Consider the following 12,427-nt stretch of genomic DNA (forward strand, 5'->3'; position numbering starts at 1 on the left):
TGCACTGCCATCTGTCCGCACGCACCCCACTCGAGCATGACCATCGACAGCCACGCTTCCTTTTCGAACTCGGGGTCCCACAGCTGATCACCGCCCCCGTGCGATCCCTGCAGGGTCGACGGATCGACCTCCCAGAACACGCACCGTCGAGCGTGCTTGGGCAGCTGCTCGAACGCTTCGAGCCGCAGGGGCGTGATTCGCGCTGCCACTAAACTCCCCGGGTTTCACGCGGTGCTGACGTGCACGGCTGCCACTCCAGGATAGAAGTACGCGGCATCAATGGCCTGTTTTCGCCATGTTCGTTCCCGTCTTCCCGTCGCCTACCCGAAACATGTTGGGCCACACGGAATTTACCTTGCAGAGGCCGCCAGCGCATGCCGCGGAGCCGGTACGTGTCACAGTGACGTAATTCCCGCGTGTCGTTGGTCAGCGGTTCGACGAGTTCATCAGGTCCACAATTCGTTGCAGATCGTCAACCGACCCGAACTCCACAACGATCTTGCCCTTGCGTTTGCCAAGACTGACCGTGACGCGGGTATCGAAGGCCGTAGAGAGCCGCTCAGCAACGTCCTGTAGACCTGGCATGTGAATCGGCTTGCGCCGTGGCACGCCCGGCGCGGCGGTGTCGGCGCGGTTCGCCAGCGTGACCGCCTCCTCGGTAGCGCGCACCGATAGCCCTTCGGCCACGATGCGCGCGGCGAGTTCCTCCTGCTGCTCCGCGGTCCCTTCCAGGGCCAGCAGTGCGCGCGCATGGCCGGCCGAGAGGACGCCGGCTGCGACCCGCCTCTGCACCGCGATGGGCAGCCGCAGCAGCCGGATCATATTGGTGATCAACGGCCTTGACCGACCGATGCGGGATGCGAGTTCGTCGTGGGTGACCCCGAACTCGTCGAGCAGCTGCTGGTATGCCGCCGCCTCTTCCAACGGGTTCAGCTGGGCGCGGTGGATGTTCTCCAACAGGGCGTCGCGCAGCATGCTGTCGTCGGCGGTCTCGCGGACGATGGCCGGGATGGTGGCCAAGCCGGCCTGCTGCGCTGCCCGCCAGCGGCGCTCCCCCATGACGACCTGATACCGCGGGGTGCCATCCGTCACCGGCATAGCGCGCACGACGATCGGCTGCATGAGCCCGAACTCGCGGATGGAGTGCACGAGTTCGGCGAGCGCCTCCTCGTCGAAGACCTGACGAGGCTGGCGTGGATTGGGTTCGATGTACGCGGGGTCGATCTCGCGATAGACCGCACCGACGGGGTTGACCTCAGGGATCGGGCCGCCACCCAAAACGACGTCGGCGGCCGCATCACCCATTCGATGCCCGGGCACAACCTGTTCGCCGTCGGCAGGCCCGGTCGGGATGAGGGACGCCAGGCCGCGGCCGAGGCCGCTTCGTTTACGTGCCGGCTGGGTCATGAACGTCTCCTGTCCGCGCAACTGCTCATCGTGGTCGTCTGCTCTTCGCGCAAGCGCTCATCGTGGTCGTCTGCTCTTCGCGCAAGCGCTCATCGTGGTCATCTGCTCTTCGCGCAAGCGCTCATCGTGGCCCCTGCGGGGTGCCGCGTTCGGCAAGCTCCCTACTGGCATCCAGATAGCTCATCGCCCCTCGGGAGCCCGGGTCGTAGTCGAGGATCGTCATGCCGTACCCCGGCGCCTCGGACACTTTGACGCTGCGCGGGATGACCGTCCGCAGAACCTTATCGCCGAAGTGCGCCCGCACATCCGCGGCGACCTGGTCCGCCAGTCGGGTCCGTCCGTCGTACATCGTCAAGATCACCGTGGTGACGTTGAGTTCGGGATTGAGGTGCGCCTTGACCATCTCGATGTTGCGCAGCAGCTGCCCCACTCCCTCCAGGGCGTAGTACTCGCACTGGATCGGGATCAGCACTTCAGGCGCGGCGACCAGCGCGTTGATCGTGAGCAATCCAAGGGACGGTGGGCAGTCGATGAACACGTAGTCGAAGTCGTAGTTCTGAAGTTCGGCCAGCGCCGTGCGCAGCCGTCCTTCGCGCGCCACCATGCTGACCAATTCGATCTCGGCACCGGCCAGGTCGATGGTGGCGGGGACACAGAACAGGCGCTCGCTATGGGGGCTGCGCTGGATCGCCGCCTGCAGCGGGATCTCACCGATCAGCACCTCGTAGGAGGACGGGGTTCCCTCCCGGTGCTCGATGCCCAGTGCGGTGCTGGCGTTGCCCTGCGGATCGAGGTCGATCACCAAGGTACGTAGTCCCTGGAGCGCGAGGGCAGCCGCGACGTTGACCGCCGTCGTGGTCTTGCCGACGCCGCCCTTCTGATTGGCGATCGTGAACACGCGCTGACGGGCCGGCCGCGGAAGGCCGCCTTTGGTCGCGACGTGCAGAAGCCGGACGGCGCGCTCGGCTTCAGCGCCGATTGGGGTGTCCAACCCCGCTTCTTCGGTCCAACCCTCCGGCGGAGGCGCGGCGGGAAGTGGGGCGCTTTCCTGCTGTGGCGGCGCTCCGTTGTTCCATGTTTCACGTGAAACATCGGCTCGCTGCGCGGCATCCACAGGCCCGCCGTCTGGTGCCGAGCCGCCGCCGTCGGGAACCGGACTCATGCTCTTCTCCTGACCGTTCGTCGTGACCGGTTGGCTACCGGAGTCGCCGTTCCCCGCCGCGCGACGACCACGGTCGCGGGTGGATCCAAGTAGTCCGCGCCACATCTGTTCACCCTTACATCGACGACACCGAGGGACGCCATCACACGCCGGTGTTCGCGAATCTCGTCCTCGGCACGCTCACCCTTCATCGCCAACATGCGCCCGCCGGGCCGCAGCAGCGGCAGACTCCACTTCGCGAGTTTGTCTAGAGACGCCACCGCCCTGGACACAACCGCGTCCATCTCCCCCACCCGTTCGCGGATCGACAATTCTTCGGCCCGCCCGCGCACGATCGTGACATCGATGCCGAGCTCCTCGACCGCCTCGCGCAGAAACTCGCTACGCCGCAACAGTGGTTCGATGAGCGTCAGCCGCAGATCGGGCCGAGCCAGTGCCAACGGTATCCCGGGCAGACCCGCTCCACTACCGATGTCGGCCACGCGCTCATCCGGAGCGAGGAGTTCCGCCACCGCGGCACTATTCAATATGTGTCGGTCCCACACACGATCCACTTCACGTGGACCCAGCAGCCCTCGTTCGACGCCTGCGCCCGCCAGGATCTCCGCGTACTTCTGGGCGCGCGCCGTCGACTCTCCGAAGACAGCGTCGGCGGCCCGCGGCGCCGGGGACACCTCCGCATGTTTCACGTGAAACATCCTCCGGATCTCGCGGACCGACAACCGGCGTCGCGGCGGGAACTACATAGATGTAACTCTTGATCAGTCGAGCAGCACAACCACGCGGCGCGACGGCTCAATACCCTCGCTCTCGCTGTGCACACCATCAACGACGGCGACCGCGTCGTGAACGATCTTGCGCTCGAACGGCGTCATCGGTGCCAGCTCTTCACGCTCGCCGGTCTCAAGCACCTGCCGAGCGACCTTATCCCCCAGCGCCGCGAGCTCGTCGCGACGACGCCGGCGCCACCGCGCGATGTCGAGCATCAGCCGGCTGCGCTCGCCGGTCTTCTGGTGGACCGCCAAGCGCGTCAACTCCTGCAGCGCGTCGAGGACCTCGCCCTTGCGTCCCACTAACTTGTTCAGATCGCCACCGCCGTCGATGCTGACAATCGCGCGGTCGCCCTCCACGTCGAGATCGATGTCGCCGTCGAAGTCGAGGAGGTCCAACAGCTCCTCCAGGTAGTCGCCGGCGATCTCGCCTTCGGCAACCAGGCGGTCTTCCAGGTCCTCTTCGGCGATCGGCTCGGAGCCCTCGGCGCCGGTGTCCTCGTCCGTCAAGTCCTCGCTACGTTCCGTTGTTTCGGCGTCCGTCATGTCTTGTCTCTCCCTCATCCCCCGGTAGTAGTTCCGGTCAACGTTTGCGCTTCTTCGGCCGTGCTCCCGGCCGCGGAGTCGCGCCTGGCCGCGGCGCGCGGTTCCCCGCAGCGCTGCCGGCGCTTGGCTCGCTCCCACTCGAGTCGGCTGCCTTACCGTCTGTCCCCAGCTCGGTCCCCGACGGTTCCGCGTCTGACACACCCTCCGTTGGGGCCGTCTGCGTCTTACGCGGCCGGTTCGGCTTGACGCCCGGTGGCGGTGCGTTCGCCGCGCGACGCTCCTGCGCCTCGAGCTTCTTCGCCTCTTCCTCTTTGGCGATCATGCTGAACACGTAGTGCTGCTGACCGAAGGTCCAGATGTTGTTCGAGAACCAGTACAGGATGATCGCGATCGGCAGGAACGGACCGCCCAGCACGACGCCCAGAGGGAACACGTACAGCGCGAGCTTGTTCATCATCGCCGTCTGTGGGTTGGCTGCGGCTTCGGGGCTCTGCCGCGCCACCGAGGCCCGGCTGTTGAAGTACGTTGCGATGCCCGCCGCGATCATCAACGGAATCCCGACGGCGATCACTGCCGGCCGGCTGAATTCGGTGAACGCGGCGAGTCCGCTCGTCTGTGTCATCGACGCACCGATCGGCGCCCCGAACAGATTCGCATCCAGGAAGTGCCCGACGTCGGCGGCACTGAAGACGTAGTTGCCCGTCGCGCGGTTCTGCTCCACTGACAGGTGCGGCCCGAAGCTACCGCCGAACCCGCCGGTCACTGTGCGGTTAAACGACCGCAGCACGTGATACAGGCCGAGGAAGACGGGGATCTGCGCCAGCATCGGCAGGCAGCCGAGGATCGGGTTGAAGCCGTGCTCGCGTTGCAGCTTCTGCATCTCGAGCGCCATGCGCTGGCGGTCCTTGCCGTACTTCTTCTGCAGAGCCTTGATCTGTGGCTGCAGTTCCTGCATCTGCCGGGTGGTGCGAATCTGACGGACGAACGGCTTGTAGAGGATCGCGCGCAGGCTGAAGACCAGGAACATCACCGACAGCGCCCACGCAAAGAAGTTGGACGGGCCCAGGACGAAGGCGAACGCCTTGTACCAGACCCACATGATCGCCGACACCGGGTAGTAGATGATGTCGAGGCTGAACCAGTTAAACACGCGTCTCGCTCTCTAAATCGACGACGGTTTGTGCGTTCGCGTGCACGCCATCGCGCTCGGGTATCGGATCCCATCCTCCGCGATGCCACGGGCCGCACTTCCCCAGCCGCACCAACGCAAACCACCCACCACGGATCAAGCCGTACTCGCTCAGCGCCTCCACCGCATACTGGCTACACGTCGGAGTGAACCGGCACGTCGGTAGGCGCAACGGGGAGACGGTATGGCGGTACAGCTGGATCAGATAGATCACGCCGCGTGCCGCGGCCGAACCGACGGACGCGCTCACCTCTGGGCTCCGTTACGCGGACGCGTCCGGCGCAGCGCTGTCCGCAGTTCCTGTTCGAGCCGTGCTGAAATGGCGTGGCGGCTGCTCGGCAACGCCCGGATGACCACCCGGTCGGCCGGATCGAGCTCGTCGATCACCGTGCGCGCCACGTGGCGAAGCCGTCGTGAGACCCTGTGCCGTTGCACTGCGCTGCCAACGGATTTCGCGACAACGAGGCCGATTCTCGGCCCGCTGTCCGCGGCCACATCGGAGCGCAATGCATGCACGACGAGGTCGGGCTGCACCGCCCGCACCCCTTGACTCACCGTGGCACCGAATTCCGCCGACCGCGTCATCCGGTACCGCGCCGGAAGCACCGCGCTAGACCTTGCGCCGAATCACGCAGTGAGCTTGTGGCGACCCTTGGCGCGCCTGTTGGACACGATTGCCCGGCCGGCCCGGGTCCGCATCCGCAGCCGGAAGCCATGCACCCGCGCACGGCGCCGGTTGTTCGGCTGAAATGTCCGCTTGCCCTTGGCCACGGCTGTCACTCCTCGTTGCGTATGGCGTCCGCAGCCCACGCCGATGCATGCTCATACCGGTGGGGACGCGGTTGCCGTTGGTAAGCTCGTCCGTCTCGCTTGCTAACCGGCGCGGTCTCCAGCGGTTACTAGGTCGCAGCCGTATCGCCACGTTCGGGCGACTGTTCGAGGGTACTGACGAGATTTCGCTGGGTCAAACCTCGCTCAGCGACGGCCGTACGCTTTACAAGCGTCACAGCCGTCACGGACTTCTGCAAGCCGCCAACGAACCCACGAATAATGTTGCAGAACGGTTGGCACTCGCGAAGAAAACTGTTAGCTTCTGCCAATGCCGATTCGATAACGAAACGGCGACAGACAACGAAGCGAGGATGCCCACTCAGTCGCGAGCCCACAGAACGCACCACCCCTGTGACGAGCCCCGGCCCGAGGCGTCCCTGCCGGTAGACAACAGAGCGACGGCGGCTGTCCTGTGTCCACAACCTGTGGATAACTATGTGGACAGTTCGTCATCGTTCCTTTGGTCGTCCCTGAAACGGCCGCGAGGGGGTACCCGTCGTTGACAGCCGACCCCGATCCACCCTTTGTCGCCGTCTGGAACAACGTAGTTGCCGAGCTCAATGGTGACATCGAGCCCACCGGGACAGTCAACGGCGATTCCCTACTCCCAATTCTCACGCCCCAGCAAAGAGCCTGGTTGAAACTGGTCAAACCGCTCGTCATCACCGAGGGGTTTGCCCTGCTCTCCGTTCCGACGCCGTTTGTGCAAAATGAGATCGAGCGTCACCTGCGCGAGCCGATCATCAGCGCACTGAGCCGACACCTCGGCCACCGCGTCGAACTCGGGGTGCGAATTGCCGCACCGAGCCAGGACACCGCCGAGGACGGCCCCAACGGCTTTGCCGCGTCCACTCCGAGCGTCGAATCCGACGAGGTCGACGAGGACTCCGAAGCCCTCGCCAGCGCCGAGGAAAGCTGGCCGACCTTCTTCTCCAACCGTCACCAGAATGCATCCGCCGGAGAACCCACCGCGGTCAATCTCAACCGCAGGTACACCTTCGACACGTTCGTCATCGGCGCCTCCAATCGGTTCGCTCACGCCGCGACGCTCGCGATTGCTGAGGCGCCCGCGCGCGCCTACAACCCACTCTTCATCTGGGGCGAATCCGGCCTCGGTAAAACACACCTCTTGCACGCCGCCGGCAACTACGCCCAACGGCTGTTTCCGGGGATGCGCGTCAAGTACGTGTCGACCGAAGAGTTCACGAACGACTTCATCAACTCCCTGCGTGACGACCGGAAAGCATCCTTCAAGCGCAGCTATCGCGACATCGACGTCCTGCTGGTTGACGACATCCAGTTCATCGAAGGCAAAGAAGGCATCCAGGAAGAGTTCTTCCACACCTTCAACACACTGCATAACTCCAACAAGCAGATCGTCATCTCCTCCGATCGACCTCCAAAACAGCTGGCAACCCTTGAGGATCGATTGCGCACCCGGTTCGAGTGGGGTCTGATCACCGACGTTCAACCGCCTGAGCTCGAGACGAGAATCGCGATCCTGCGCAAGAAGGCGCAGATGGATCGCCTCGACGTCCCGGATGACGTACTCGAACTCATCGCGAGCAGCATCGAACGCAATATCCGTGAGCTCGAGGGCGCATTGATCCGCGTCACTGCTTTCGCGTCACTGAACAAGACACCGATCGACAAGTCGCTCGCCGAAATCGTGCTGCGAGACCTGATCTCGGATGCCAGCACGATGCAGATCAGCACCGCTGGGATCATGGCCGCCACGGCCGAGTACTTCGAAACAACCGTCGAAGAACTCCGCGGACCCGGCAAGACCCGCGCGTTGGCCCAATCGCGTCAGATCGCCATGTACCTGTGCCGCGAGCTCACCGACTTGTCACTGCCCAAGATCGGACAGGCGTTCGGCCGCGATCACACCACGGTGATGTACGCAGAAAAGAAGATCCGAGGCGAAATGGCCGAACGCCGCGAGGTGTTCGATCACGTCAAGGAACTCACGACGCGGATCCGCCAGCGCTCCAAGCGCTGATTCTCATTCGTCTACCGTCCGATTACCCGACACCACCGTCGGGCAACCGCGCGTCAATTGCCGTCGCACACCCAAAACTTGCAAAAAACTTTGGCACCGGCCGTCTCAGTTGTCACACCGAACCGCTGTGCATACGGGTGTGGACAACTTGCTGTTAACCCGCGAACTACCCGCGGTGTCGTACACAGCTCACCAGCGGTTCACAACGGCAGCCGTTCCTGCTCGCCGTCATCCACAATCCACTCACACCCGGAGACACATGCCACGCTGCACCGACGGCGGTTCATCCCCAATGTGTACATGCCCTATTACTGTTACTTGTATATCTCCAAAGTTTCTCCTCAGAAGAAGGCGGCTGGGGACGCACGCAATCGACAGGGGCCGAACCGGTTAACGACCTTCGATGTCAGCCCGATCGATTAGCTTTCAAGTTGAAGCGGAAAGCTCTACGGTGGTTCATCGACAGCCGTTACGGTCGTCCCAACGCGTGACCAACACGTATGGTGAGACACCGCGAAACCGCTGGTTAGAGCTTGCTGGGGTGTTATTCGAAGGGACGCTATGGACGTGGCGACGACAACGGTTGGTCTCACCGATTTGAAGTTCCGACTCGTACGCGAGGACTTCGCCGACGCCGTGGCCTGGGTTGCGCGGAACCTGCCCACCCGGCCTACGGTTCCGGTGTTGGCGGGGGTGCTGCTCACCGGTTCCGACGACGGGCTCACGATCTCGGGATTTGACTACGAAGTCTCGGCCGAGGTCCAGGTTTCAGCCGAAATCGCCTCTCCCGGAAGCGTTTTGGTGTCCGGTCGGCTGTTGTCTGACATCACGCGGGCACTGCCGGCCAAACCCGTCGACGTCAGCGTCGAAGGCACCAGGGTGTCACTGATCTGCGGCAGCGCGCGCTTCTCGCTGCCGACGATGGCCGTGGAGGACTATCCCGCGCTGCCGGCGCTGCCCGACGACACGGGTGTGGTCTCCTCGGAGCTGTTCGCCGAGGCGATCGGTCAGGTGGCAGTTGCCGCCGGTCGCGATGACACGCTGCCCATGCTCACCGGTATCCGCGTCGAAATTTCCGGGGAGAAGGTCGTTTTGGCCGCCACCGACCGGTTCCGCCTCGCGGTCCGCGAGCTGACCTGGTCGACGGAGTCGGCTGACATCGAGGCCGCTGTACTGGTGCCGGCCAAGACATTGGCCGAGGCCGCGAAGGCGGGCGCCGACGGCACGGACGTGCATCTGTCGTTGGGTGCCGGGTCGGCGGTTGGCAAGGAAGGCTTGCTCGGCATTCGCAGCCAAGGAAAGCGCAGCACCACGCGCCTGCTCGATGCGGAATTCCCGAAGTTTCGTCAGCTGCTTCCCGCTGAGCACACCGCGATCGCGACCATTGGGGTCGCGGAGCTCACCGAAGCGATCAAACGCGTCGCGTTGGTGGCAGATCGCGGTGCGCAGGTCCGGATGGAGTTCGCCGATGACGTGTTGCGACTGTCCGCGGGCGCTGACGACGTCGGCCGAGCCGAAGAAGATCTTCCCGTCTCCTTCTCGGGTGACCCGTTGACGATCGCGTTCAACCCGACGTATCTCACAGACGGGCTGGGGTCGTTGCATTCAGAGCGTGTGACATTTGGTTTCACGACACCGAGCCGTCCCGCGGTGTTGCGGCCGGCAAGTGAGGATGATGGGGGCGTCGGTGCGGCGGGTCCGTTCCCGGCGGCTCAAACCGATTACGTCTACCTGCTGATGCCGGTGCGGCTTCCGGGCTGACCGGCCCTATCGCCACGAAAGAGGCGCGCACATGCAATTGGGTCTTATCGGCCTGGGCAAAATGGGTTTCAACATGCGCGAGCGGCTGCGCGAGGGTGGTCATGAGGTGATCGGATATGACCCCCGACCGGAGGTCACCGACGTCCCGACGCTGGCTGCGCTCGCCGAAGCACTCGCCACTCCCAGGGTGGTGTGGGTGATGGTGCCGTCGGGACCGATAACGCACGAAACGATCGCCGCACTTGCCGACGAACTCGAGGCAGGCGACATGGTCATCGACGGCGGAAACTCCCGCTACAGCGAAGACGGGCCGCACGCGAAACTGTTGGGCGACAAGGGAATCAAGTTCATCGATGCCGGCGTCTCGGGCGGCGTGTGGGGTCTGAAGGAAGGCTACGGCCTGATGGTCGGTGGCAGCGAGGCCGACGTCGAACAGGTCATGCCGATCTTCGACACCCTGCGCCCTCCAGGCCCACGCGAGGACGGGTTCGTACACGCCGGACCGGTCGGCGCCGGGCATTACGCGAAGATGGTGCACAACGGTATCGAGTACGGCCTCATGATGGCCTATGCCGAGGGTTATGAGTTGCTCGCGGCCGAGGACCTCATCACCGACACACAGGCCGTCATCCAGGCATGGACGAACGGTACGGTCGTGCGTTCCTGGTTGCAGCAGTTGCTGGCCAAGGCTCTCAAAGAGGACCCAAAATTCGTCGACATCAGTGGTTATACCGAGGACTCAGGCGAAGGCCGGTGGACTGTCGAGGAAGCCATCAGCCACCGCGTGCCGATGCCGGTGATCGCGGCGTCGCTGTTCGCCCGATTCGCGTCTCGTCAGGAGGACTCACCGGCGATGAAGGCGGTATCTGCACTGCGCAACCAGTTCGGTGGGCACGCCGTCAAGAGGGTCAGCGAGTCGGGATAGGTGCACGTCCGCCATCTCGGGTTGACCGACTTCCGGTCCTGGCCGCGGGTCGACCTGGACCTCGAGCCCGGGCGGACGGTGTTCGTCGGCCCAAATGGCTATGGCAAAACGAATCTTATTGAGGCCCTTTGGTATTCGGCGACACTCGGATCTCACCGAGTCGCGTCGGATGCGCCGCTGATCCGCGCGGGCGCGGAGCGGGCAGTCGTGTCGACCATCGTGGTGAACGACGGTCGCGAGCTGGCGGTGGACCTGGAAATCACGGCGGGCCGGGCCAACAAGGCGCGGCTGAACCGCTCCCCTGTCAGGACGGCACGCGAAATCATGGGCGTGCTGCGCGCAGTGCTGTTCGCGCCGGAGGACCTGGCGCTGGTGCGCGGCGATCCCAACGAACGGCGTCGGTATCTGGACGAACTGGCGTCGACGCGCCGTCCCCGTATTGCTGGGGTGCGTGCCGATTATGACAAGGTGCTGCGCCAGCGCACGGCTCTGTTGAAGACGGCAGGGGGCGCGCGTCACCGCCGTGACCCCGGCGTGTTGGAAACTCTCGATGTTTGGGACGGGCATCTCGCCGCGCACGGCGCTCAATTGATCGCTGCGCGTGTGGAATTGACGAATCAACTTGCGCCCGAGGTGGAAAAGGCATACCAGCTACTGGCGCCGGCATCCCGGCCTGCGGCCATTCGTTATCGCAGCAGCGTTGAAGTTGTCGAAAACGAGGCGGCCGCCGGAAACTATAGCGCCGAACTGTTCGAAGCCGCGCTCTTGGATGAGCTGGCCCGCCGCCGTGACGCCGAGCTTGAACGTGGCGTGTGTCTGGTGGGGCCGCACCGCGACGACCTTGAACTAAGGCTTGGTGACCAAGTCGCGAAAGGTTTTGCCAGCCATGGCGAATCGTGGTCGATGGCGTTGGCATTGCGGCTTGCTGCATATGAACTGCTGCGCACCGAAGGCGGCGATCCGGTGCTGTTGCTCGACGATGTGTTCGCCGAACTGGACACCGCGCGTCGTCAAGCACTGGCCAACGTTGCCGCCTCTGCGGAACAGGTGTTGGTGACGGCGGCGGTGCACGACGACATCCCGGCAGATTGGGATGTGCGCCGGATCGAGATAACGATGCGCGAAGAGGACACGGGGCGAATTTCGATGGTGCGAGGCGATGACTAAAGAAGAAGACAACCACGACGACACGGACATCCGGCCGCCGGCCCATCTCAGCGGACTGGCCGGGATGGACCTCGTGCGCCGAACGCTGGAAGAGGCGCGTGGCGCGGCGCGTGTGCAAGGAAAGGACGTCGGCCGCGGTCGTAGCTCCCCTAACCGACGGGTCGCCGGGTCGAGCCGCCGACGCTGGTCCGGGCCGGCACCCGACGGTCGGGATCCGCAGCCGCTCGGGGCCGCGACGAGCGACCTGGCACGCAGCCGCGGTTGGTCGGGCCGGGTGGCCGAAGGATCGGTCTTCGGACGGTGGCAGTCGGTGGTCGGAGAGCAGATCGCCGGACACGCGACGCCGACCTCGTTGAACGATGGCGTGCTCACGGTCTCAGCGGAGTCGACAGCGTGGGCCACCCAACTACGGATGGTCCAGGCTCAACTGTTGGCCAAGATCGCCGCGGCAGTCGGGGATGGGGTGGTCATGTCGCTGAAAATTGTGGGCCCGATCGCGCCATCGTGGCGTAAGGGCCGATATCACATCGCCGGCCGCGGGCCCCGCGACACGTACGGCTGAACGGCAACATTTGCCGTTGGCTGAGAGCCGCCACAACGCGGCGACTTCGTCTCTCAAGCGTCTGGACGCACCTCAGATCGAAAAATTCCACAGACGGCGCGGATA

12 protein-coding genes and 2 pseudogenes are annotated in these 12,427 nt (G+C 64.4%); 5 read left to right on the forward strand and 9 right to left on the reverse strand.

Features of this window, described 5'->3' with window-relative positions; translation table 11 throughout:
• The 9 genes and pseudogenes from VJV41_RS19820 to rpmH all read right to left on the reverse strand — a co-directional run.
• A pseudogene (locus tag VJV41_RS19820) lies at positions 1 to 209 on the reverse strand (acetyltransferase); the annotation flags it as partial.
• Positions 210 to 426: 217 nt separating this feature from the next.
• Positions 427 to 1,407 (reverse strand): ParB/RepB/Spo0J family partition protein, encoded by a 981-nt coding sequence (locus tag VJV41_RS19825; RefSeq protein WP_325336731.1) that lies wholly within the window; start codon positions 1,405 to 1,407, stop codon positions 427 to 429.
• A 121-nt stretch (positions 1,408 to 1,528) separates the two neighbouring features.
• Positions 1,529 to 2,569 carry a ParA family protein gene (locus VJV41_RS19830; RefSeq protein ID WP_325336732.1) on the reverse strand — a complete coding sequence of 347 codons (1,041 nt, stop codon included), beginning with the start codon at positions 2,567 to 2,569 and terminating at the stop codon, positions 1,529 to 1,531.
• Entirely contained in the window at positions 2,566 to 3,258 is a 693-nt protein-coding gene (rsmG, locus tag VJV41_RS19835; RefSeq protein WP_414685004.1) for a 16S rRNA (guanine(527)-N(7))-methyltransferase RsmG, read from the reverse strand. The genes VJV41_RS19830 and rsmG overlap by 4 nt, the downstream gene beginning before the upstream one ends.
• A 72-nt stretch (positions 3,259 to 3,330) precedes the next feature.
• The gene (locus VJV41_RS19840) at positions 3,331 to 3,885 is read right to left on the reverse strand and encodes a protein jag (RefSeq protein ID WP_325336734.1); all 555 of its coding nucleotides are present in this window, start codon (positions 3,883 to 3,885) and stop codon (positions 3,331 to 3,333) included.
• 37 nt (positions 3,886 to 3,922) lie between these two features.
• Positions 3,923 to 4,984: a membrane protein insertase YidC gene (gene yidC, locus VJV41_RS19845; RefSeq protein WP_414685006.1), complete on the reverse strand. Its 1,062-nt coding sequence runs from the start codon at positions 4,982 to 4,984 to the stop codon at positions 3,923 to 3,925.
• Between the two features lie 43 nt (positions 4,985 to 5,027).
• The gene (gene yidD / locus VJV41_RS19850) at positions 5,028 to 5,324 is read right to left on the reverse strand and encodes a membrane protein insertion efficiency factor YidD (RefSeq protein ID WP_325336736.1); all 297 of its coding nucleotides are present in this window, start codon (positions 5,322 to 5,324) and stop codon (positions 5,028 to 5,030) included.
• Positions 5,321 to 5,680 (reverse strand): ribonuclease P protein component, encoded by a 360-nt coding sequence (gene rnpA / locus VJV41_RS19855; protein WP_325336737.1) that lies wholly within the window; start codon positions 5,678 to 5,680, stop codon positions 5,321 to 5,323. The genes yidD and rnpA overlap by 4 nt, the downstream gene beginning before the upstream one ends.
• A 21-nt stretch (positions 5,681 to 5,701) precedes the next feature.
• The gene (gene rpmH, locus VJV41_RS19860) at positions 5,702 to 5,845 is read right to left on the reverse strand and encodes a 50S ribosomal protein L34 (RefSeq protein WP_325336757.1); all 144 of its coding nucleotides are present in this window, start codon (positions 5,843 to 5,845) and stop codon (positions 5,702 to 5,704) included.
• A gap of 559 nt (positions 5,846 to 6,404) precedes the next feature.
• Here rpmH and dnaA point away from each other — a divergent pair.
• The 5 genes and pseudogenes from dnaA to VJV41_RS19885 all read left to right on the forward strand — a co-directional run bounded on the left by dnaA (position 6,405) and on the right by VJV41_RS19885 (position 12,322).
• Positions 6,405 to 7,907, forward strand: coding sequence for a chromosomal replication initiator protein DnaA (gene dnaA, locus VJV41_RS19865; RefSeq protein ID WP_325336738.1), 1,503 nt, complete (start codon positions 6,405 to 6,407; stop codon positions 7,905 to 7,907).
• A gap of 561 nt (positions 7,908 to 8,468) precedes the next feature.
• Positions 8,469 to 9,668, forward strand: a complete 1,200-nt coding sequence (gene dnaN, locus VJV41_RS19870) for a DNA polymerase III subunit beta (protein ID WP_325336739.1) — start codon at positions 8,469 to 8,471, stop codon at positions 9,666 to 9,668.
• Between the two features lie 19 nt (positions 9,669 to 9,687).
• A pseudogene (gene gnd / locus VJV41_RS19875) lies at positions 9,688 to 10,593 on the forward strand (phosphogluconate dehydrogenase (NAD(+)-dependent, decarboxylating)); the annotation flags it as partial.
• The gene (gene recF, locus VJV41_RS19880; RefSeq protein WP_325336740.1) at positions 10,594 to 11,760 is read left to right on the forward strand and encodes a DNA replication/repair protein RecF; all 1,167 of its coding nucleotides are present in this window, start codon (positions 10,594 to 10,596) and stop codon (positions 11,758 to 11,760) included.
• Positions 11,753 to 12,322, forward strand: coding sequence for a DUF721 family protein (locus VJV41_RS19885; RefSeq protein WP_325336741.1), 570 nt, complete (start codon positions 11,753 to 11,755; stop codon positions 12,320 to 12,322). Before recF ends, VJV41_RS19885 begins: the two co-directional genes overlap by 8 nt.
• Positions 12,323 to 12,427: the final 105 nt, after the last annotated feature.

The sequence above is a fragment of the Mycobacterium sp. genome (assembly GCF_035274705.1).
Taxonomy (GTDB): domain Bacteria; phylum Actinomycetota; class Actinomycetes; order Mycobacteriales; family Mycobacteriaceae; genus Mycobacterium.